This is a genomic window from Lolliginicoccus suaedae, from assembly GCF_008312885.1.
Lineage (GTDB): Bacteria > Actinomycetota > Actinomycetes > Mycobacteriales > Mycobacteriaceae > Lolliginicoccus > Lolliginicoccus suaedae.
In genome coordinates this window covers 37,779-59,361 of record NZ_VSSO01000003.1, presented here as the reverse complement: position 1 = coordinate 59,361, position 21,583 = coordinate 37,779, and the positions used below count along the sequence as shown (strand labels likewise).

The 21,583-nt window shown below is 66.8% G+C and carries 20 protein-coding genes and 1 tRNA gene; 11 read left to right on the top strand and 10 right to left on the bottom strand.

The genetic code is table 11. The annotated features are described in order from the left end of the window. Positions 1 to 269: 269 nt before the first annotated feature. Both FXO18_RS09450 and FXO18_RS15930 read right to left on the bottom strand, forming a co-directional pair. Positions 270 to 1,589 carry a DNA sulfur modification protein DndB gene (locus FXO18_RS09450; RefSeq protein ID WP_187774287.1) on the bottom strand — a complete coding sequence of 440 codons (1,320 nt, stop codon included), beginning with the start codon at positions 1,587 to 1,589 and terminating at the stop codon, positions 270 to 272. Between the two features lie 14 nt (positions 1,590 to 1,603). Beyond that, positions 1,604 to 2,131, bottom strand: a complete 528-nt coding sequence (locus tag FXO18_RS15930) for a hypothetical protein (protein WP_187774286.1) — start codon at positions 2,129 to 2,131, stop codon at positions 1,604 to 1,606. 931 nt (positions 2,132 to 3,062) lie between these two features. Here FXO18_RS15930 and FXO18_RS09445 point away from each other — a divergent pair. The 3 genes from FXO18_RS09445 to FXO18_RS09435 are packed head-to-tail and all read left to right on the top strand — an operon-like array spanning position 3,063 to position 4,462. Further along, positions 3,063 to 3,251: a helix-turn-helix domain-containing protein gene (locus FXO18_RS09445; RefSeq protein ID WP_149360877.1), complete on the top strand. Its 189-nt coding sequence runs from the start codon at positions 3,063 to 3,065 to the stop codon at positions 3,249 to 3,251. Then, a complete protein-coding gene (locus FXO18_RS09440; protein ID WP_149360876.1) occupies positions 3,248 to 4,120 on the top strand; it encodes a tyrosine-type recombinase/integrase in 873 nt (290 codons plus the stop codon). The genes FXO18_RS09445 and FXO18_RS09440 overlap by 4 nt, the downstream gene beginning before the upstream one ends. A gap of 21 nt (positions 4,121 to 4,141) precedes the next feature. Then, positions 4,142 to 4,462 carry a tyrosine-type recombinase/integrase gene (locus FXO18_RS09435; RefSeq protein ID WP_187774285.1) on the top strand — a complete coding sequence of 107 codons (321 nt, stop codon included), beginning with the start codon at positions 4,142 to 4,144 and terminating at the stop codon, positions 4,460 to 4,462. Between the two features lie 192 nt (positions 4,463 to 4,654). Here FXO18_RS09435 and FXO18_RS09430 read toward each other — a convergent pair. Beyond that, positions 4,655 to 4,728: transfer RNA gene (locus FXO18_RS09430), tRNA-Leu, on the bottom strand. A gap of 224 nt (positions 4,729 to 4,952) precedes the next feature. Between FXO18_RS09430 and FXO18_RS09425 the strand changes: the two genes are divergently transcribed. Continuing rightward, positions 4,953 to 5,681, top strand: coding sequence for an ANTAR domain-containing response regulator (locus FXO18_RS09425; RefSeq protein ID WP_149360874.1), 729 nt, complete (start codon positions 4,953 to 4,955; stop codon positions 5,679 to 5,681). Between the two features lie 175 nt (positions 5,682 to 5,856). Further along, positions 5,857 to 7,167 carry an ABC transporter substrate-binding protein gene (locus tag FXO18_RS09420; protein WP_149360873.1) on the top strand — a complete coding sequence of 437 codons (1,311 nt, stop codon included), beginning with the start codon at positions 5,857 to 5,859 and terminating at the stop codon, positions 7,165 to 7,167. 216 nt (positions 7,168 to 7,383) lie between these two features. Here FXO18_RS09420 and FXO18_RS09415 read toward each other — a convergent pair whose 3' ends face one another. The 4 genes from FXO18_RS09415 to FXO18_RS09400 are packed head-to-tail and all read right to left on the bottom strand — an operon-like array spanning position 7,384 to position 11,542. Continuing rightward, positions 7,384 to 8,205: an ABC transporter ATP-binding protein gene (locus FXO18_RS09415; RefSeq protein ID WP_149360872.1), complete on the bottom strand. Its 822-nt coding sequence runs from the start codon at positions 8,203 to 8,205 to the stop codon at positions 7,384 to 7,386. Then, positions 8,202 to 9,170, bottom strand: coding sequence for an ABC transporter ATP-binding protein (locus FXO18_RS09410; protein WP_149360871.1), 969 nt, complete (start codon positions 9,168 to 9,170; stop codon positions 8,202 to 8,204). The genes FXO18_RS09415 and FXO18_RS09410 overlap by 4 nt, the downstream gene beginning before the upstream one ends. Next, positions 9,163 to 10,164 carry a branched-chain amino acid ABC transporter permease gene (locus tag FXO18_RS09405; protein ID WP_149360870.1) on the bottom strand — a complete coding sequence of 334 codons (1,002 nt, stop codon included), beginning with the start codon at positions 10,162 to 10,164 and terminating at the stop codon, positions 9,163 to 9,165. The genes FXO18_RS09410 and FXO18_RS09405 overlap by 8 nt, the downstream gene beginning before the upstream one ends. Before the next feature lie 7 nt (positions 10,165 to 10,171). Further along, complete coding sequence (locus tag FXO18_RS09400; RefSeq protein WP_235900581.1) at positions 10,172 to 11,542, bottom strand: branched-chain amino acid ABC transporter permease; 1,371 nt, start codon at positions 11,540 to 11,542, stop codon at positions 10,172 to 10,174. A gap of 248 nt (positions 11,543 to 11,790) precedes the next feature. On the opposite strand from FXO18_RS09400, the gene polA reads away from it, so the two are divergent. Together polA and FXO18_RS09390 are read left to right on the top strand one after the other, a co-directional pair. Beyond that, a complete protein-coding gene (gene polA / locus FXO18_RS09395) occupies positions 11,791 to 14,520 on the top strand; it encodes a DNA polymerase I (protein WP_149361275.1) in 2,730 nt (909 codons plus the stop codon). 1 nt (position 14,521) lies between these two features. After that, entirely contained in the window at positions 14,522 to 15,637 is a 1,116-nt protein-coding gene (locus FXO18_RS09390) for an NAD(P)/FAD-dependent oxidoreductase (RefSeq protein WP_187774284.1), read from the top strand. Here the strand turns inward: FXO18_RS09390 and FXO18_RS09385 are convergent. Further along, the gene (locus tag FXO18_RS09385) at positions 15,594 to 16,658 is read right to left on the bottom strand and encodes a GlxA family transcriptional regulator (protein WP_149360868.1); all 1,065 of its coding nucleotides are present in this window, start codon (positions 16,656 to 16,658) and stop codon (positions 15,594 to 15,596) included. The genes FXO18_RS09390 and FXO18_RS09385 overlap by 44 nt on opposite strands. 82 nt (positions 16,659 to 16,740) lie before the next feature. Here FXO18_RS09385 and FXO18_RS16170 point away from each other — a divergent pair, with 82 nt between their 5' ends. Continuing rightward, the gene (locus tag FXO18_RS16170; protein ID WP_268884931.1) at positions 16,741 to 16,866 is read left to right on the top strand and encodes a hypothetical protein; all 126 of its coding nucleotides are present in this window, start codon (positions 16,741 to 16,743) and stop codon (positions 16,864 to 16,866) included. Here FXO18_RS16170 and FXO18_RS09380 read toward each other — a convergent pair. Next, positions 16,847 to 17,506 carry a 2'-5' RNA ligase family protein gene (locus FXO18_RS09380; RefSeq protein ID WP_149360867.1) on the bottom strand — a complete coding sequence of 220 codons (660 nt, stop codon included), beginning with the start codon at positions 17,504 to 17,506 and terminating at the stop codon, positions 16,847 to 16,849. The genes FXO18_RS16170 and FXO18_RS09380 overlap by 20 nt on opposite strands. Between FXO18_RS09380 and FXO18_RS09375 the strand changes: the two genes are divergently transcribed. Then, positions 17,477 to 18,550, top strand: a complete 1,074-nt coding sequence (locus tag FXO18_RS09375; protein WP_149360866.1) for an isocitrate/isopropylmalate dehydrogenase family protein — start codon at positions 17,477 to 17,479, stop codon at positions 18,548 to 18,550. The two genes, FXO18_RS09380 and FXO18_RS09375, sit on opposite strands and share 30 nt — an antisense overlap. Positions 18,551 to 18,640: 90 nt before the next feature. On the opposite strand, the gene trxA is transcribed toward FXO18_RS09375, so the two are convergent. Continuing rightward, a complete protein-coding gene (gene trxA / locus FXO18_RS09370) occupies positions 18,641 to 19,027 on the bottom strand; it encodes a thioredoxin (RefSeq protein ID WP_149360865.1) in 387 nt (128 codons plus the stop codon). Between the two features lie 114 nt (positions 19,028 to 19,141). Here trxA and FXO18_RS09365 point away from each other — a divergent pair, with 114 nt between their 5' ends. Further along, positions 19,142 to 19,816: an alpha/beta hydrolase family protein gene (locus FXO18_RS09365; protein ID WP_235900580.1), complete on the top strand. Its 675-nt coding sequence runs from the start codon at positions 19,142 to 19,144 to the stop codon at positions 19,814 to 19,816. Beyond that, a complete protein-coding gene (locus FXO18_RS09360; protein ID WP_149360864.1) occupies positions 19,809 to 21,578 on the top strand; it encodes a hypothetical protein in 1,770 nt (589 codons plus the stop codon). Before FXO18_RS09365 ends, FXO18_RS09360 begins: the two co-directional genes overlap by 8 nt. The last annotated feature ends 5 nt before the right edge of the window (positions 21,579 to 21,583 follow it).

Genomic DNA, 21,583 nt, shown 5'->3' with positions numbered 1-21,583 from the left:
GGTGGGCAGCCAGGGCGTTCTAACCCTGTGTAGACGACATCGAGCGGGCCGTATCCGGAACTAAGGATGGACCCGACAATCGGGCCGTGGTGGCTGCCCTTGGCCGCGTCAGTGTGGAACTGGCCTGTCCTATGCCTGCCGATCCACGTGTTGCGCCGACCGGGGTTCGAAAGGTGTCCCCCCCGCCCAGGGGTATAGCGCAGGGCGATTGTCGCTCCAAGCGCGACTAGCCACCCCCGTGGTGGAGGCGGCTAGTCGGTTCCTGCCTGTTACTGCGAGTCATCGGTTGGGAGGCCGATGATCTTATTGAGATAGTGGTAGGCAGCGTCGCGGGTTTGCCGCGTGCTGCTTAGTGACCATCCCTTGGGTTCGCCGGTCTTTGCGTCGAACGTTTCGATGAAAATCCTGCCCTGCCAGTCGGTGTTGGCGCGGTCCATGACAGCTCCCTTCCAACCGTCGCTGGCTGTAGTGTTTCCGGCGAGCTTGGCGATCGCCTTCGTCCACGTCTTTTTGGACTCCTCGTCATTCCATCGCTTCTTCTCGCCGCGGAACCGATCCCACATCTCGATGATCAGCCGGAACATCGGGAAGTAAATGATGTTCGCGGTGGCCAGCGAGGTCTTGCGAGACTCGATGCGTCCCTTGGCGTTCGGCTTAAAGACCTCGAAGTGGTTCGACCACTCCTCGTAGAACGCGTTGAAGAAGTCGACGAGGTCCTGGTATGACGCCGCGTCGTTCTTCTCGAGATCGGACAGCTTCTTGCGGTACGGGTTGATGGCCCGGACCAGCGTCGAGGTCGTCGTGAGCTTCTGGGACTGTTCGGCGATGCTGGTGGATCGCACCTCCAGTTGGTCGCGCTCGAAGATTGAACTCTCGTCCATCAACTTCTTGATGAAGCGTCGCTCCGGGTCTTTCGCCCAGTTCATGTCGAGTTCGACAGCCGCGGAAGGCTTCTTGGAATCGGCGTTGAACTCGTCGAACAACCAACCTTCCTTCACTGCATCGATGGAGTAGATGTCGCAATACACCTGATGCTCGTTCTTGTTCCTGAGGTTGAGGCGCTCGACCCAATCCCGGATGCGGTCCCCCTCGATGAGATCACCGTCGACGTCGACGGATTTGGGGATCTTTTCTGGGTGGTGGAACCAATCGCCCAGCAAGTAGTAGGCGAAGTGCCGGTGACCGGAGTCCGGAACGGTGATCACAGAGTGAACCGTGAGCAACTGCCCTTTCTCGTCATACGTCACCGAATCTTCTTGGTCACCGGCTCCCTCGATGCGGGCGTTCCAGATGACGTCAGCATTGAACAGATGCTTGTCGTCTTCGTCGTTGTAGGCCATGAGGTATTTGACCGCCATGGCTGCCGCCCGCTTGGGATCGATCTGCAGCGTCGGGTCGGTGATGGGAAGCAGGACGTCGTAGTCCGAATCCTTCATCTCACCAGCGAACCTCGACTTGAACCCCCGCTGGTAGCGCGGTGCGTAACGCACCACGCTCCGTCGCAGTTGCTCGTACAGATCATGGATGGGAATTATCGCCCGGTACACGTATCCGATGCCGGGCCGTTTGATGCGAGTGACCCCGGACACCGTCGTTCCTGAATTTATGACAGACATGGAAAATCTTTCTTGTTGTTGTCTTTCTTTGTCGTGGCTGACGCCGCCCGATGGCGTGCGGCGGCAGCCGTGCGGAGTGCGCGATCGTGGACGTAGTCCAGATTCGCTTTCTTCCACACCTCGATGCGCTGTTTGGACCCTTCGGCCAAACGGTGCAAATGTGCTTCGCGGTGCTCGATCTCCCGTTCGATGGCCGAGTCGGTTGCCCCGTCTCGCCACATTCCACGTCGGATCTCTTCGTCCTGCAGCAAGACGATGCCTACTGCTGGTGAGATGGATTCCAGGACGAAGATCGACCCTTGGCGGGTCTTCTTGCCTTCGGTCACGATCACCTCGATGGCCGCAACGGGAATGTCGCAGCCCAGCAAGGAATCCTTCAGAAGCCACACCCCGTCGGTGGGGAACTCGGTCGAATACTGCCGACGAATGCTGTGGCCCAAGGCTTTGCCTGCTTCCAAGAACATGTCTTGTGCTTGCCGGTGTCCTGGTCTCACGGTGACTTCTCCGTTCTTCATTGCCGCCAATTCGGCACATCTTCAGCGAATGTGACGCGTGTCACGGTGCTCTTATCGTCGGGTTCATGCCCGTTGTCCTTCCTGTTCGGTCTGCGTCCGGGGCCGCTCTCTTGGAAGTGCGGATCAGGGGCTGTGCATCTTCGTTGCCACGTTTCCGCTCCTTGCTGGTGTCGGGCGCGTTTGTCGGGTGGGGTGTAAACCCCGCCAGGTCACGGAGTTCGGATCATCATCTCTATTCACCTTCTCTTCATTGATGCTTCGTCGTAGTACTTGCAGTACTTCGTTGTAAGGAACTGGATGGTTCGTTGGGCTTCATGCTGGCTGAGAGTAGCACGTGACGCGACGAAAAGGCAACGAAGAGTGCATAAACTACACGTAGAGTACCACTCGTGCGAGCTGATGCACACCGCCATGAGCCTAGAAGTTTAGCCTGACGTGCACTTTTGGGCAGATCGATAGCGGTTCTTGCGTACGCGCATCTGGCACGCACACGTGTCGCTCAGCCTGGACTGGTGTCTCGGTGACGTCCCAGATGGCCGAGAATTTCGCTTCGCCGGCCGAACCCCCTTGTCCCGAGCGGGTCGCCTGGTTTCGGGGAGGCTGCTGCGCTCCCTGGGTCCGGACACGACCTGGGGAGGGCTACGCGCAGGCCAAGAGTCAGGCCAGTTCGTGCGGGAAACCGGACTACTACCTGGCCGGAACTGCGGCAACCTTCCCACCCGCCAGTCGCAGTTTCAGCGATCGATCCGAACATCAGTTTTTGGAGCCACCGGGCAAGTCAGTCCCGTCACAGTCGGTCCTTGGGTACCCGCCCCGGCCTCCATGACGTCATCGACGGTGAAGCCGGGGAAGGCACCACCGCGGTGCGAACTTCGAGAACGTTGTCGAGGACGCCGCTCCCGCACCACCGCCCACAGTGACGGAGGAGGGGTTGGCCGACTCGATCGCGGCGCTCGACGCCGCTCGAGCTGCGGTCAAAGGCGCCGAGGAGCGTCGCGATCGAGCTGTGGTCGCGATGATCGCGGCCGGACGGTCACAGCGCGAGGTCGCTGCCATGCTCGGCGTGAGTCAGCCCGCGATCTTCAAGATCGTTCGCAAGGTGCAGGAGGCCAGCAAGTGACAACTCCAGTTATCAAGGTGTCGGCCTCGGCCTACCGCGTCTGCAAAGACTGCGAGACCTTCACGGGAACCTTCGAGGCCGATCTCGCGAAAGATCGCAAGCGCGGCCCGGGTCGCGGTCGCCACTTCCAATGGCGCGCCCGGTTCACCCTCAACGGCAAGCGGACCGGCAAACGCGGTTTCGCGACCGAGGCCGAGGCTCCCGCCGCCGAGGTCGTGACGCTTGCTCCCACGGTCGGCCACCTCGGCCACGACTGGCTGCTCGCCAAGCCGAAGATCAAGCCTTCGACGCTGTCCGTCTATCGCAAGGCGCTCGATAACCACGTGCTGCCTCGGTGGGAATCCACGCGCGTGGACGAGATCCGCGCGTGCGAGGTGCAGCGGTGGGTTACGGACATGGCCCGGATGCAGTCGGTGACCTCGGTGCTGCGGAATCACAACATGCTCTCTCAGATCCTCGACCGAGCGGTCCTCGACGAGGTGATCCCCAAGAATCCCGCAAAGGCGCGGTCCAAGACCGGTGCGGGGATCGAGCTGCCACGCAAAGAGCACGCGTCAACGGCGACGATCACCGAGGACGGTGACCGTCTGGAACGCGGCTACCTCAACGCCGACCAAGTCCGGGCACTGGCTCGCGAGTCGGGGAGCAAGGCCGCGATCGTCTTGGTCCTGGCCTATGTGGGCATCAGGTGGGGCGAGTTGGCCGGGCTTCACGTCGGCGACGTCGATCTCCTCCGGCGGCGTGTGCACATCGGGCGCAACACGACCGTGGTGGACGGCAAGGCCGCCGTCGGCACGCCGAAGGGTTGGGAGTGCCGCTCGATCGTGTTCCCGAAGTTCCTCGTGCCGATGTTCGAGGCGGCGATCTAGGGCAAGGGGCGCGAGGACATCGTGTTTCCGAACGCGGTCGGCGGGTACGCCAAGCCTCCGGGCAAGCGGTCGTGGCTAGAGGGCGCGGTGGCCCGCTGCATGGCCGCTGACGAGTACTTTCCCCGGGTGACCGCGCACAGCTTGCGGCACACTGCGGCGTCGCTAGCGATCTCTCGCGGCGCCAACGTGATGCACGTGCGCAAGATGCTCGGTCACAAGTCGGCGGCCATGACGCTCGACATCTACTCGGACTTGTTCGGCGAGGACGAGGCCGACGTGGCCGAGGCTCACGAGCGGGCTGAGGGCGGCAAGGTTGCCGCGTTGTGGGCCGAGGTGGGCTGACTTCCGGACCGCTCGACACGCCCGTCTGCCGACCTCAGCAGGCGGGCGTTGTGCACAGTGCCCGCGAGAGCGTCGTCGAGGGCGCTGACGCGGCGCAAGTGTGGCCACGGGCGAGCATATTGTGGCCACAAGGGGAGAATGACATACGGAGCTGAGATCAACTCTGCAGCTCAGGCAGTATGCACAGCGAAGTGCCCTCGGTGAGACTCGAACTCACACTGTACGGGTTTTGAATCCGTTGCCTCTGCCAATTGGGCTACGAGGGCGGGCCGCGCGCATCGGTTGTAGGGCGTGTAACCGAGCGATGCGCGGACAACAGTGCATGCTACCCGAACGTGGATGCTGCACGCACGTCCCGGGATCGGGCGTGGTGGGGCTCGCTGGATGATCGCGCGCGGGCCACCTGCGGCGGTAGGCTCTTGCTGCGGAGCGAATACAATACAACGCGGTCGAGAACGTGTTCGGCGGCAGGTGAGGGGAACGGGTGTCGATGAAGGACTCCGAGGCGTTGCAGGATCAGTCCGGCGGCATTGGCGCGCCAGGGGGCGCTGGCGCATCGGACGTCGCGGGCGTGATCGCGTCGGAGGCGAAGGACGCGGCCGGGGAGCGGGATTCCAGGTCGGCGTGGCCGGTCCGTCGCGTGCTCGTGGCCGAGGACGAGACGCTGATCCGGCTCGATCTGACCGAGATGCTCCGCGAGGAGGGCTACGACGTCGTCGGGGAAGCTGGTGATGGGCAGCGCGCGGTGGAGCTCGCCGAGGAGCTGACACCGGACCTGGTCATCATGGATGTGAAGATGCCGGTGCGCGATGGTATCGATGCCGCATCCGAGATCGCGGCCAAGCGTATTTCCCCGGTGGTCATCCTCACGGCTTTCAGCCAGCGCGAGCTCGTGGAGCGCGCACGGGACGCGGGCGCGATGGCATACCTGGTGAAGCCGTTCTCGCAGGGCGATCTGGTTCCGGCGATCGAGCTGGCCACGAGCCGCTTCGCTGAGCTGAAGGCGCTGGAGCGGGAGGTCGGCGAGCTCACTGATCGGCTGGAGACGCGCAAGCTCATCGATCGGGCGAAGGGCGCGCTGATGAAGGCGCACGGCATGACGGAGCCGGAGGCGTTCCGCTGGATCCAGCGGGCGGCGATGGATCGTCGCACGACGATGAAGGTTGTCGCGCAGGTCGTGATCGATACGCTTTCCATGAAACCCAAAACCGGAAAGTAGAATACTGAACCATTGTGGAAACTCTTCGTTTCCACTATTGCGGGATGGTGACATGCGGCGAGTCGGCCGAGCGATTGGTCGTAATTGCCGCTATGTTCCTCACAAGGACGCCTGGGATCCGCTCGCGCGCGAGCGAGCGGCTGCACCCGGGCCCGATCTTTGAGGAGACTTCCCTATGGCGCAACCACACTGGATCCGCCTCGCAGCCATCGCGGGTGCCACCTCGCTGCTGCTGACCGCGTGCGGTGGTTCCGACGATTCGGCCGACGAGGTGCAGCTCGCTGACACCGACTGCGACCCGCCCCAGGCACAGGCCACCGGCAACCCGTCCACCGAGCCGCTGAAGTTCGGTGGCCTGCTGCCGCAGACCGGTGACCTTGCCTTCCTCGGGCCCCCGGAGATCGCGGGCTCCGAGCTTGCCGTCCAGGAGATCAACGACGCCGGTGGAGTGCTGGGCAATCCCGTCACCATCAACCAGGGTGATTCGGGCGACACCACCACCAACATCGCCAACCAGACCGTTGACCGGCTGCTCGCCGATGGCGTCCAGGTGATCATCGGTGCGGCATCCTCCGGCGTATCGCTCAGCGTGATCGACAAGGTCGTTGATGCTGGCGTCGTCATGTTCTCGCCGGCGAACACCTCCGACCAGTTCGTGTGCTACCCGGACAAGGGCCTGTACTTCCGTACCGCCCCCACCGATGTGCTCCAGGCGCAGGCGCTGGTCCAGCTGATGGCCAACGATGGCGTGCAGCGAGTGTCCGTGCTCGCCCGCAACGATCCCTACGGCGCGGGGCTGGGTCGCAACACTGAGCGGTTCCTCCAGGAAGCGGGCATCGCTGAGGACCAGATCCAGGTCATCATCTATGACCCGAACGCCCAGTCGTTCAACGCCGAGCTCGATGAGATCGCGCAGTTCGATCCCGACGGCATCGCCGTGATCGGGTTCGACGAGAGCAAGCGGATCATCACTCGCATGTCCGAGATCGGCATCGGGCCACAGGACAAGAACGTCTACGGCACCGACGGCAACATGGGCAACGCGCTCGGCGAGGGCATGGACTCCGGCATTCTCGAGGGAATGAAGGGAACGGCCCCCCAGTCGCCGATGAGCAGTGACTTCGAGCAGCGCGTGCGCGCGGCGGGCGAGGCTTCCGGCCTGAGCTTGTCAGACCTGCAGTACTCCGCCGAGGCATATGACGCGGTGATCATCTCCGCGCTCGCCGCCGAGGCCGCGGGTTCCACCAACGGCACCGATATCGCCTCCGAGGTCAACGCCATCACCAGCGGTGGCGAGGATTGCGCATCGTTCGCCGAGTGCCGCGATCTGATCGCAGCGGGCGAGGATGTTGACTACAACGGCGTCACTGGTGACCTCGAGTTCGCCCCGGCGGGCGAGCCCGGTGTCGGATCCTACGGTGTGCTGGAGTTTGGCCCGGCGAACGCGCTCCTCCCCGTCGAGGACTACATCGTCGTCGGTGACTGACCTGGCACAGCTCGACAAGCACTAGCGGGGCGGCGCTCACATCGAGCGCCGCCCCGTTGCTGTTGGTCGCGCGGTGGCGGGCGTGGCATTTCCGCAAACGCACCGGCCGCTTCCGCAAACGCACCGGAAAACGCCAAACGCGATAGAAGCTGCCCGGGGTTGTCGGCAGTTTCTATCGCGTTTGCAGCTTCGGCCAGTTCGGCAAGCAGCCGCCCGCTAGCCGCGGGCCTCGTTGCTGCCCGCGAGGGTGCCGAGGTATAGCTCGATCACCTTCGGATCATGCAGTAGGTTCGCTCCGGTATCGGTGTAGGCATTGCGCCCCTGGTCGAGGACGTAGCCGCGGTCGCAGATCTGCAAGCAGCGGCGGGCGTTCTGCTCCACCATGATGATCGACACCCCGGAGGCGTTGATCTTCTTGCACCGCACGAAGACCTCGTCCTGGAACATCGGCGACAGCCCCGCCGAGGGCTCGTCGAGCAGCAGGACGCTGGGATCCATCATCAGCGCCCGTCCCATGGCGACCATCTGCCGCTCACCGCCCGAGAGGGCGCCGGCCTTGGTGTTCTTGCGCTGCCGCAGCATCGGGAACAGCTCGGAGACGGTGTCGAAGCGTTCGGCGAAGAGGCGTGGCCGCAGGTAGATGCCCATCTGGAGGTTTTCCTCGATGGTCAGGCTGGGGAAGACGTTGTTGGTCTGGGGCACGTAGCCGACGCCGAGGGTGACGAGCGTGTGGGCCTGCGCCGAGGTGATGCTGGAGCCGCGCAGGGCGACGGTGCCGCCGCGGACGGGGATCAGTCCGAACAGCGACTTCAGCAGGGTTGATTTCCCGGCGCCGTTGGGGCCGATGATGCCGACGATCTCGCCCTCGCGCAGGTAGAAGTTGCAACGGTCGAGGATGTTGACGCCGGGCAGGTAGCCGGCGGTGAGGTCATCGGCGCGCAGCAGGGCGCCCTCGGCGAGACGGGCGTGCTCGGCGGGCGTTGCCGCGAGCTGCGCGGGGGAAAGATCCCCGGATGATGATCCGGCAGGGGTGCTCATCGGCTGGTTCCCTTCTCGGGCTCTCGAGCGTCGGAGATGCTCTGGCCGCTCTGGACCCGCTGGGCGAGCTGAGCTTCCATTTCCTCGACCATGCGTGCCGTCTCGCCGACGGGATTGCCATGCTCGTCGAACTCGAGCGGCTTGTCGTGGTGGCTACCGAGGTAGGCGTCGACGACTGCTGGGTTGCTCGAGAGCTCGCTCGGTGGTCCTTCCGCGATGATCTCGCCCTGTGCCATCACAACGACCCAGTCGGAGACGTCGCGGATGACGTCCATATCGTGCTCGACGAACACCACGGTCGTGCCGTCGTCGCGCAGGGACTTGATGTGCCCGAGGAGGCTCTGGGTCAGCGCGGGGTTCACTCCGGCCATGGGCTCGTCGAGCATCACGACCTTCGGATCGGTCATCAACGCTCGTGCCATCTCGAGGAGCTTGCGCTGCCCGCCGGAGAGCGAGCCAGCCATGTCGCTGGCCTTCGCGTCGAGCTTGAACCGCGCGAGCATCGCGTGGGCGCGCTCGGTGATCTCGGCTTCCTGCGCGCGCCAGGACCACGGCATCAGGGCGCCGATCATGCTCTCGCCGGTCTGGCCCGTCGCGCCGAGGCGCACGTTGTCGAGCACGGTGAGGCGGGAGAGCGCCTTGGTGAGCTGGAAGGTGCGGACCATGCCGCTGCGCGCCACCCGGTAGGCGGGCCTCGAGGAGATCGTCGTGCCGTCGAGCGACCACGTGCCGCTGTTGGCGCGGTCGAACCCGGTGAGCAGGTTGAACAGGGTGGTCTTGCCTGCTCCGTTCGGCCCGATGAGCCCGGTGATGGTGCCGCGCTCGATCTCGAGGTGCTCGACGTTGACCGCTCGCACGCCGCCGAACGAGCGTGTGACGTGGTCGGCGATGATGATCGGGTCGGGCTTGGGGCTGCCGGGCACGCGCTCGACCCCGGTGAACGGGTCACTGGTGGTATTAGGCATTGAGCTGCACCTCCTCCTTGCGTCCGAGGATGCCTTGGGGGCGGTAGATGATGAGCACCGCGAGCAGGATGCCGACCAGCATGATCTGCACGGCGCCGACCTGCTGCGCGGAGATGGGCAGCACCGAGTCGGGGCCGGTGGCGAGCTGGCGGAGCACGTTGTCGATGAGGGAGAACACGAACCAGAACACCATCGCGCCGACGACCGGCCCGAGCACCGTGGCTGCACCGCCGAGGATCATGGCGGTCCAGGCGAAGAAGGTTTGCTGGGTGGAGAAGAAGTCGGGATTCAGCGCCTGTGTCATGGCGATGAAGATGCCGGCGAGGCCACCGAAGAAGCCACCGAGGACGAGCGCCTGCATGCGGTACATGAAGACGTTCTTTCCGAGCGCGCGGGCCGCGTCCTCGTCCTCGCGAACGGCCTTGAGCGCGCGCCCCCACGGGCTGCGCACCAGCAGCCATACGACCACGACGAGGACAGCGATCAGCGCCCAGCCGACGGTCATCGACCACAGGGTGGAGCCAAGGAACTTCACCCCTAGGATGGTGTACTCGCGGCCCGAGTCGTAGGGGTTGATCGACTGGAACGCGAAGTTCTGCCCCTGGATGCCGCGCGTGCCGCGGGTGATGTCATCGGAGGCGGTGGAGCGGGCGGCGAGCCGCAGGATCTCGGATGCGGCGATGGTGACGATGGCGAGGTAATCGGCCCTCAGGCGCAGCGTCGGAACGCCGAGCAGGAGCGCGAGCACCACCGATGCGCCCATGCCCACGATCAGTCCGAGCCACATCGGCTGGTCATAGACCACCACGGTGATGCCCACCCCGTAGGCGCTGACGAGCGCGAAGCCGATCTGCCCGAAGTTCAGCAGGCCGGTATAGCCGAAGTGGATGTTCAGCCCGATCGCGAGGAGCGCGAAGAAGATTGCTTGCGGGCCGACGAACTGGGCGAGCGCGTTGCTCAGCACCACGCCGGCGTCGATTCCGAGGATGTTCATCGGTGCCTCACCCCACCCTCGTCCGGGAACCGAGGATTCCCTGCGGGCGCAGCACGAGCACGAGGATGAGCACCAGCAGGCCTCCTGTGTACTTCAGGTCGGGATTGATCACGAGCGTGGACAACTGCACGAGGAGTCCGAGCAGCACGCAGCCGAGGAGAGCGCCGTAGGCGGTGCCGAGCCCGCCGAGGATGATGCCGGCGAACATGAGGAGCAGCAGCTTGAAGCCCATCTCGAACTGCACGGTGCCGTTGAGCTCCGAGATCGCGAACAGCACCCCGCCGAGCGCGGCGAGGCCACCACCGAGCGCCCAGACGAACGCGATTACGCGCTCCACATTGATGCCGGACGAGGCCGCGAGATCTTTGTTATCGGCGACGGCGCGCATTGCCTTGCCGATGCGGGTCATCTTGAACATCAGCGCGACCGCGACGAGCACCACCAGGCTGACCGCCATGGTGCCGAGGTTGACCGGGGTGATCGCGACCGGGCCGAGCTCGATCTGCCGCTGCGCCTGGTAGGTGGTGAACGCTTGCGAGCGGTCGGAGAAGAACAACAGGATCGCGGCGCGCAGGGCGAGCGCGAGGCCGATGGAGACCACGAGCTGCGCGACGAGGCTGGCCCCGCGGCGGCGCAAGGGCCGCCAGATCACCGAGTTGTTGAGCAGCCCGACGATGATGCCGACGATGACCGCGATGATCGTGGCAATGCCGAGGTTCGCGGCGAGGCTGAGGTTCGCGCCCCATGAGGTGCCGTCGCCGAAACGGAACACTTCGCCGAGCAGCAGGTTCGCGACCCATGCGGCCACTGCCCCGATGGTGACGAGCTCGCCGTGGGCGAAGTTCGTCAGGCCCGTGGTGCCGAAGATCAGGCTCAGTCCCACTGCGGTGATGGCGATGACCAGGCCGAATCGGAGCCCTTCGATGGTCAATCGCAGCAGCTTCTCGCCCAGCGAGATGTCGAGGCCGCTGCGGATGTCGCCGAAGGTGTAGATCACGGAGGCGACGCGGTCCGCGCGGACGGTGACGGTGCGCTCGCTGGTCTGCACGAGCACGTCCGGTGGCAGGGATGCCTCGACGAGGGTGATCGTGTAGGTGCCGGGCGGGAGCATCATCGACCAGCGGCCACGCTCGTTGGAGGTGGCCTCGGCCACCTCGTCGCCCGACTCGTCGATGGCGGTGAGCGTTGCCCCGGCCACCTGGGTGCCCGCGTTGACCAGGGTCCCCTGCACGGTGCCGGTGGCGGCAGGATCATCGCCGGGCGGATCCTGGGCGTGGGCGAATCCGCTCGCGAGGAGTGCCGAGAGCAGCGCGAGCAGCAGCGTCGCGAGCGCGGCCGCCCCGAGCGATGCGCCGCGCCGGCTAGCAGTGTTTATCACGTGTCCTCCTCCCGGTCGCGCGAGCGCGGTGCCGGGGCCGGTCGGAATCGCGTGCTTCCGCGATTTGTCCGTTTGATCTTCTCAGCTGTGGAACCTTACGTCCGTTTCGTTTCGGATGCGCACGTCGGCGTGTTGCGCCAGTGTTTCCCCCGCCGTTTTGCCGGGCCGCGAATCGAGCGACACGTCGATGCCGCCGAGTGTCGGGGCTCCTCTCTAGACTGTGTCGCGTGAGTTCCCCCGCAGCGAAGATCCCCGCGTCCTCCACATCCGCCTCGCCCGAGGGCGGCGGTCGCCCGCGCCTGCTGCTGCTCGATGGGCATTCGTTGGCCTACCGGGCCTTCTTCGCGCTGCCCGCGGACAAGTTCCAGACCTCGAGCGGGCAGACCACCAACGCCGTGTATGGCTTCACGTCGATGCTGATCAACCTCCTGCGGGACGAGCGGCCAACCCACGTGGCGGCAGCGTTCGACGTCTCGCGCCAGACCTTCCGCAGCGAGAAGTTCCCCGAGTACAAGGCGAACCGCGCCAAGACCCCCGATGAGTTCAAGGGGCAGGTGGAGATCACCAAGGACGTGCTCGCCGCGCTGGGCATCCCGGTGATGGCCGAGGCCGGGTTCGAGGCCGATGACATCATCGCCACGCTCGCCACCGCCGCCGCTGGGCAGGGATTCGAGGTGCTCGTCTGCACCGGCGACCGGGACTCCCTGCAACTCGTCACCGACGATGTGACGGTGCTGTACCCGAAGCGGGGCGTCTCCGATCTCACCCGGTACACCCCGGAAGCGGTGGAGGAGAAGTACGGGCTCACGCCGCCGCAGTACCCGGACTTCGCCGCGCTGCGCGGGGATCCGAGCGACAACTTGCCCGGCATCCCGGGGGTGGGGGAGAAGACCGCCGCGAAATGGATCCGCGAGTACGGCTCGCTCGATGGCCTCGTCGAGAACGTCGACAAGGTGCGCGGCAAGGTCGGCGACTCGCTCCGCGAGAACCTCTCCGCGGTGCTGCTCAACCGGGACCTCACCGAGATGGTGCGCGACATGGCGCTGCCCTACCAGCCCGCGGACCTCGAGCTGCGGGCGTGGGACAGGGAACGCATCCATGGGCTCTTCGACGACCTCGAGTTCCGGGTGCTGCGTGATCGCTTGTTCGATTCGCTCTCCTCCACCGAGCCCGAGGCGGACAGCGGGTTCGACATCCACGGCGCCGTTCTCGAGCCCGGCACGGTCCGCGACTGGCTTGCCACTCACGCCACCGCCGGTGACCGGCATGGCGTCGAGGTCGTCAGCGTCCACCGCGTTCATGATGCCGACGCCACTGCGATCGCTCTTGCTGCCGCGGACGGAACGGGTGCCTATCTCGCCACCGAGCAGCTCGGCTCCGATGATGAGGCCGCGCTCGGTGAGTGGTTCGCGAGCCCCGATCATCTCAAGGCCGTGCACGACGTCAAGTGGGCCATCCATGCGCTGCGCGGACGCGGCTGGACCCTCGAGGGGGTGGGCAGCGATACCGCGCTCGCGGCCTACCTCGTGCGGCCCGGGCAGCGCACATTCAAGCTCGACGACCTCTCGCTGCGCTACCTCGGCCGCGAGCTGCGCATCGACGAGGACGAGACCGAGCAGCTGTCGTTGCTCGATGATGCCGATGACACCGACGAGAAGCAGGCCCGGGCAGCGATGCTGCGGGCCCGCGCGGTGGCGGACCTCGCCAATGCCCTCGACGCCGAGCTCGACGGAATAGAGTCGCGCACCCTGCTCACGGAGATGGAGCTGCCGCTCGCTTTTGTTCTCGCCAGCCTGGAGGCGGCGGGCATCGCGGTCGACACCGGCATGCTCGAGGACCTGCGCAAGGAGTTCGCCAGCCACGTCCATGACGCTGCCGAGGCCGCCTACGGGGAGATCGGCAAGCAGATCAACCTCGGCTCGCCGAAGCAGCTGCAGGTCGTGCTGTTCGATGAGCTCGACATGCCCAAGACCAAGCGCACCAAGACCGGCTACACCACCGACGCCGAGGCGCTCGTGGGGCTCTACGAGAAGACGCAGCATCCCTTCCTGCAGCATCTGCTCTCGCACCGCGACGCCACCAAGCTGAAGACCACCGTCGAGGGCCTGCTCAAGACCGTCGCCGACGATGGACGCATCCACACCACCTTCAACCAGACCATCGCCGCGACCGGGCGGCTCTCCTCGACCGAGCCAAACCTGCAGAACATCCCCATCCGCACCGATGCGGGCCGACGCATCCGCGAGGCCTTCGTGGTCGGCCACTCGGGCGAGACCACCTATGACACGCTGCTCACCGCGGACTACTCGCAGATCGAGATGCGGATCATGGCGCACCTGTCCGGTGACGAGGGGCTCATCGGCGCGTTCAATGCCGGCGAGGACCTGCACAGCTTCGTCGGCTCGCAAGCCTTCGGCGTGCCGCTCGACGAAGTGACCCCCGAGCTGCGGCGGCGCGTCAAGGCGATGTCCTACGGCCTGGTGTACGGGTTGTCCGCCTATGGCCTCGCGCAGCAGCTCAAGATCTCCAACGACGAAGCGAAGTCGCAGATGGAGGCCTACTTCGCGCGGTTCGGCGCGGTCCGCGACTACCTGCACGAGGTGGTGGAGCAGGCCCGCAAGGACGGCTACACCTCGACGGTGTTCGGCCGTCGCCGCTACCTACCCGATCTCAACAGCGACAACCGGCAGCGCCGCGAGGTGGCCGAGCGCGCCGCGCTCAACGCCCCCATCCAGGGAAGCGCCGCCGACATCATCAAGGTCGCCATGCTGCGCGTGCACAAAGCACTCGCCAAGGAGCAGCTTCGCTCCCGCATGCTGCTGCAGGTCCATGACGAGCTTGTTCTCGAAGTGCGTAGCGACGAGCGGGAAACCGTGGAACAGTTGGTGCGTACGGAGATGGAAGGGGCATACACGTTGTCCGTGCCGCTCGATGTATCGATGGGCGCGGGAACTTCGTGGGAGAGCGCGGGGCATTGATATGAGCGAGACCTGGGATGTTGTCGTCATCGGTGGCGGCATGGCGGGCGCGTCCATCGCCTACGAGCTAGCCGGTGAATCCCGCGTTCTGCTCCTCGAGGGCGAATCGATGCTCGCCGCCCACTCGACCGGACGCTCCGCCGCGATGTACCTGCCCTCCTACGGCGGGGACGTGGTGCGGGCCCTCACCGTGGCCAGTGGCCCCATATTCGACTCCCTTGCCGAGCAGTGGGGGGACACGCACCCGCTGACCCCGCGCGAGCTGTTGTGGACAGCGTTCGACGACGAGAGCGACGCCGCATTGACATCGATCCTCGCCGCGCAGGAAGGCAGCGTCGACAAGCTCGATGCCCCTGCGGCACTGGCGAAGTCAGCACTGCTGAAGCCGGAGACGCTGCGCTGGTGCGTGCTCGACGGCGGTGGTCAGGACATCGACGTGCTCGCCGTCCACCAGATGTATGTGCGGGGGTTCAAGTCGCGCGGCGGCACCACTCGCACCGGGGCGCGCGTCACTGGCCTGGAGCGGACAGGCGATGCTTGGCGCATCACCACAGCGTCGGAGACCGTCGAGGCCGGGCTGGTCATCGACGCGGCGGGAGCGTGGGCCGATGCGATCGCCGAGATGGCGGGTGCGCGGCCCCTCGGGCTGGTGCCCAAGCGCCGCACCCTGTTCCTCAGCCCCGCGAGCGTGCCGGTCGATCCGCACGGTCCCACCATTGGCGACCCGGCCGAGCGCTGGTACTTCAAGCCCGAGGGCGACGGCATCCTCGCCTCGCCCGCCGACGCCGACCCCGTCGATGCTGGCGATGCCAAGGCCTCGGAACTGAACATCGCCCGCGCCATGGAGGAGATCAACGACGCCACCACCCTCGGCTTGCGCACGGTTCGCCGCTCCTGGGGCGGGCTGCGCACCTTCGCGCCCGACGGTGCACCGGTAGCCGGGCTGGTACCGGATCTCCCCGGCTTTGGCTTCCTCGCCGGGCAGGGCGGCTATGGCATCCAGATGGCGCCCGCGCTCGCGGTCGCGGCGGCAGCACTGCTCACCGGCAACGCCATCCCGGACACCATTCCCGTCAGCGCCGAGGACCTCGGGCCGCAACGGTTGTGGGCCGCCTAGCCGTGGTTCCTGGCTCCGCCAGCATCTGGGCGCCACCCCTCGGTGCGGCGAACGTGCGCCGATACTCCAGCGGGGTGACCTGGCGCAGCCGGAGGAAATGCGCGCGCAGCGACGCCGCGGACGAGAAGCCCACGAGCGAGGCGATCCGCTCCATCGAATACGTCGACGACTCCAGCAGGTGCTGCGCCGCGAGGACGCGCTGATCGGTCAACCACCGGTGCGGGGGCACGCCTGTCTCGTCGACGAAGCGCCGCGCGAAGGTTCGCGGGGACATGCGAGACCGACGCGCCAGTGCCGCCACCGAATGATCCTCCGCGAGATGGGCGCGCATCCATTCCCGCACCGCCGCGAGCGAATCGCCGCCGTCCTCGGGAATCGGCTGATCGACGAACTGGGCCTGCCCGCCCTCGCGATGCGGCGGCACCACCATGCGCCGCGCGATGACATTGGCCACGCGAGGCCCATCGAGCTGGCGCACCAGGTGCAGGCACAGATCGATCGAGGCAGCCGTGCCCGCGCTCGTGAACACCGGCGGATCCTCGACATACAGCACGGAGGGGTCGACACGGGCGCGCGGGAACCTGCGCTGCAGCTCCGCCGCGTGGCGCCAATGCGTGGTGCAGCGGCGCCCATCGAGCATCCCCGCGGCGCCAAGGATGAACGCGCCCGTGCAGAGCGAGGCGACTGGTATTCCGCGCCGCTCGGCCCTGCGCAGCGCATCGAGCGCCGGGCCGAGCGGGCCCGGGTCCTCGCTCACGCAGGTAGAGCCGTCCGGATTGAGCCCGTTGCCGCCGGCGTTGACGATGATGAGCCCGGCGCGGTCGAGCACCTCGAGATCATGCTCGGCGGGGATGCTGTAGCCGTAGCGGGTGGATACTGGCCCCGGCTCGGCGGCCACGAGATCGAGTCGGTAGAGCGGCAGCCCGTCATCGCGGCGGTCGACGCCGAACACCTCGCAGGCAACGCCGAGCTCGAAGGTCTCGGTCTGCGCGGGCAGCAGCACGGCAACGCGGAGCACCATGCCAGCAGTATGGCAGGAATGTGTTGCGGAATGGCATTCCCGCCACTGTCGCGCGGACGATCACCGGCGCAGAGTGGAAGCCATGACAGTGCTTGTGGTGTTCGCGGGAGTCCTGGTCCTTCTCAACCTGCTCGCGCTCGCGGGGGTCGGCGCGGATACCCACCAGGAGATCCTTCCGCACGGCTCGCTCAACTGGTGGGGCCAGTGATCGGTGGGCCACCGCTGGACTCATCGGTTCCCGCGACGAGCCATTCCCGATGCTCCTCGCCGTCCCAGCGGCGCGCCGCGATGATGTGGCCATGCAGGTCGCGGCGCCGCGCGACAGTTTCGATGGCGGTGCCGCATTCCGCGACGGGCACACGCTTGGCGAGCGTCGCGTGCGGGGTCCACTCACCCGGCGCCGTATGGCGTGGCTGGCCGGGGCAGTCGTGCATCGCGGCCCACACCGCCTGGTGTGCCTCGACGAGCTCCGGAGACATGGTGACCGCGCGCGCGATCACCACCCGGCCCGTCCCGAACACGAGCAGGCCGCCCAGCGTCACGGGGATCGGCAGCATCGCCAGTGCCCGGGCGAGGGCCTTGTCGATGCGAGGATAGATCTCGCTCGCCACGCCGATGGTGATATGCGGCCGGTGGTGCGGGCGCAACGCGCGGATACCCCGCGCGGACAGAGCCTCCCAGTCCGCGCGCACCGCGGCATCGAGGCCGGGATCAAGGAGCAGCTCGACCGATTGCACCATCGGTCCATTATCGCGCGGCATGGTCGGCGCGCGCTGCCCGGTCGCGAGCGGCTTGCCGCGATGCGCGAGGATGGACGCATGGGTGATATCGAGCTCGGAGTCCTGCACGGTGACGGCATCGGTGCCGAGATCGTGCCCGCCACGGTGAAGGTCGTGGATGCGGCGCTGGCAGCGGCGGGCGCGCGGCCCATCGGCTGGCACGAGCTGCCCTACGGCCGGGCAGCCATCGATACCCACGGTGATGCACTGCCCGCCGAGACCGTGGACGCGCTCGCCACCATGCCGGGCTGGATCCTCGGCCCGCACGACAACGCTGGCTACCCCGCCGAGCATCGGGCCCGCACGGCGCCCGGGGGTCGCATCCGCAAGCAGTTCGGCCTCTACGCGAACATCCGGCCCGCCGCAGCGCTTCCCGGCATCCGTGCGCTGCGCCCGGACCTTGACGTCGTGATCGTCCGGGAGAACACCGAAGGCTTCTACGCCGACCGCAACATGGCGGTCGGATCGGGCGAGTTCAAGCCGACCAACGATGTCGCGCTCGCCGTGGGGGTGTTCACCCGGCCAGCGTGCGAGCGCATTGCCCGCGTCGCGTGCGAGCTCGCGATGACACGGCGCAAGCGGCTGACCATCGTGCACAAGGCGAACGTGCTACCGCTGTCCATGGGGATGTTCCTTGACGCGTGCCGTGAGGTGGCGAGCGAGCATCCAGGGCTGCACGTCGATGATGAGCACGTCGATGCGATGGCCGCGCACCTGGTGCGCGGCGGTGACTTCGACGTCATCGTCGCGGAGAACATGCTCGGCGACATCTTGTCCGACCTCGCAGGGGAGCTGTCAGGCTCGCTGGGCCTCGCGGCCTCGCTCAACGCCTCGGACACCCAGGCGATGGCCCAGGCGGCGCACGGTGCCGCGCCCGGTATAGCCGGGCGCAACCGCGCGAACCCGACCGCGTTGTTCCTCTCCGCGGCCTTGCTGCTCGAGTGGCTGGCAGGACAGCGCGCCGACCACCGCCTGAACGACGCCGCGCACCGCATCCGCCACGCCATCTCCACCACCCTCGCCAGTGGTGTGGCCACTGCCGACCTCGGCGGGCTGGCATCGACGAGCGAGTTCACCGAACTGGTGCTGGCGCGCGTGGGGCGCCGGGGCTGATCGCGCTCGAAGGGCTTTCGGATGCAGCACGGGGAGGCAGTTCTTCACTGCCTCCCCGGTCGCGATCGGCTCGCGTGGAGCTCGAGCCTGCTACTGAGCGTTCTCCTGCGCGGGGTTCTCTTGCTGCGCGGCGATCTGCTGGCGAACCTCGTCCATGTCGAGATCCTTGACCTGCGTGATCAGGCTCTCGAGCGCGTCGGACGGCAGGGCGCCGGGCTGCGCGAAAACGAGGATTCCCTCGCGGAACGCCATCACGGTCGGGATCGACTGGATTCCCGCGGCCGCCGCGAGCTGCTGCTCGGCCTCGGTGTCAACCTTGGCGTGGACCACATCGGGGTGCTTCTCCGAGGATGCCTCGAACGTGGGGGCGAAGGACTTGCAGGGGCCGCACCATTCGGCCCAGAAGTCCACCAGGACCACGTCGTTATCAGTGATCGTGGACTCGAAATCGGTGTGGGTGAGGGCCTTAGTCGCCACTGTTATTCCTAACGTTGATCGTTTGCCGGGGTGGTGGCCCGGCTCGGTCTACCCTACGTAACCAGATCGCGTCGCGAAATGTTCCAGCCGGGCCCGTCCGCTACCGTCGTCGGCATGTATTCCGTGCCGGCACCTCCCGTGGTTCCTGTTGCGCTCACCGACGGCGATGCTTCGGTGACCGGCTTGCTCCATGAGTGCAGCGCCCCGCGCGCGGCCCTCGCGCTCGCCCACGGCGCGGGCAGCGACGCCACGAGCCCGCTGCTTGTGGAGATCGCCAGCCAGCTCGCCCGCAAGGGCGTCCTTGTCCTTCGCTTCAATCTTCCGTTCCGGGTCCGGCGACCGGCCGGGCCTCCGCACCGCGCGCATGCGGGCGTCGATCGCGCGGGCATCGCGCTCGCGGCACGGATGCTGCGCGAGCGCACGGACGCCCCGGTCTTCCTCGGTGGTCATTCCTATGGTGGTCGCCAGGCGAGCATGCTCTGCGCGGACGAGCCTGGTCTCGCGCATGGCTTGCTGTTGCTCTCGTACCCGTTTCATCCGCCCGGCAAGCCAGACCGGATGCGTACCGAGCATTTTCCCGCGATCACTGGGCCGACGATGTTCGTGCACGGGGAGCGAGATCCATTCGGCACGCCCGACGAGGCCACCGCCGCGCTGCGCGGGATCACCGCTCCGTCCCGGCTCGTGATCGTGGAGAAGGCCCGCCACGATCTCGGCGGTGGTGCCCGTCCCGCGATGAACGAGACGATCATTGCCGCGGCGCTGGATCTCCTGGTTCCTGATGCGTGATCAGCGGCGCTCGGTGCTCCTTCGCTGGGCGCTAGCGATCATGGCGGTGGCGCTTCTGCTGCGTGGCTGGGGGCTGCACGAGGGCTACTTCTACTGGGACGATTTCGTCCTCGCGAGCCGTGCTTCCCGCGAGGCGCCCTGGTCGGCTGATCTGCTCCTGGCCAGCCACGATGGCCATGTGATGCCGCTGGCGTTCCTGGTGACGTGGATCGTCACCTCGGCCAGCCCGCTCGGGTGGGGGCTCGCGGCGGCATCGGTGCTGCTGCTCCAGGCAGTAGTTCTCCTGGCGGTGCTGCGCATGCTGGTCATCCTCGTCGGGTGGCGGCCCGTGCTGCTCGTGCCGCTCGCTTGGTTCGCGCTCGGGCCGTTGACGCTGCCGGCGATGGCATGGTGGTCCGCCGCCCTGAACGCGCTACCGCTGCAAGCCGCGATGGCCTGGGTGGTAGGCGATGCGGTGCTCTATGCGCGGACCGGCCGGCGACGGTGGCTGGTGAGCAGCGTGGCGGTGCTGGTGGTGGGTCTCGGCTTCTTCGAGAAGGCCATCGTGGTTCCGGCGGTCGCGCTGGCCGCGCTGCTGTTGTGGTCGCGGGTGACCGGCGCCGCACCGGGGATGCTGCGCCGCACATGGCCGATGTGGCTGGCGCACGGCCTCGTACTGGTGGCGTGGCTGCCCTTCTACTACCTGGCCGGGGCCCGCGATGCCTCCTGGGACGGGGTGGCCAGCTATCCGCGATTCCTCGCGCGCGCGGTCGTTGATGGAGTGGTGCCTGCTCTCGTCGGCGGGCCCTGGCGATGGGAGCGGTGGCAGCCCTCGACGCCGTGGGCGGACCCGCCGCTCGTGCTGGCGGTGGTGGCCCTAGCCGTGGTGGCCGGGGGAATCGTGCTCGTGGGGAGGCGCAAGCGGCATTCGTTGCTCGTCCTGGGAGCAGCGATGCTGTATGTCGCGGTCACCCTGGTGCCGGTCGCGGCCGTGCGCGGAGGCAGTGGCACGGCCATCGAGATCGTTCTGTCGCTGCGCTATCTCGCTGACTCCGCCGTGGTCATCGCGATCGCGATCGCCCTGGTGCTCGTTGCGCCGTGCCGTGATCCACGCAGGGTGCCGCCGTTGATGCTGCGGCCGGTGTCGCTGGCCGTGGCGGGCGCGGTGCTCGTCGCCGGCAGCACCTGGACGACCATCGCGTTCTCCCACTCTTGGTCGGACTCCCCGGCGCGCTCCTACATGGAGGGCATCCGGGCAGCCACGGGAGCTGGCACCGTGGAGCTCCTCGAGCAGGAAGTGCCGTGGACGGTGCTCGGGCCCGTCTCCTATCCCATGAATCTCGCGAGCGAGTTCCTCGCTCCGCTGCGTGACCGCATCGTCGTGAGGGATTCGGTCACGGACCTGCGGATGATCACTGACGAGGGAGCGATCGTGCCCGCCGAGGTGTGGTGGAACCGGCGCATCCTGCCCGGGCCCGTGCCGGACTGCGGGCACCGGATCACCGATAGTGCCCCGCGCCGGGTCCCGCTCGACGGCGCCATGATCGAGCATGGGTGGACCGCCCAGCTGAACTACTTCGCCTCGGGCCCGGGCAATGCCACGATCCGCTTCGATGGCGAGCCTGCCCGCGAGGTCGTGTTCCCGGTGGAGCCGGGGCTCAACACCGTGCATGTCCGCATCGTGGGGGGCGGGGACACCCTCCTGCTCCGCACCCTGGATCCGGGACTCGAGATGTGCGTGGGCACCGGGCCGGTGGGGGTTGCCGTGCACGCGGGGGAGTAGCTGCC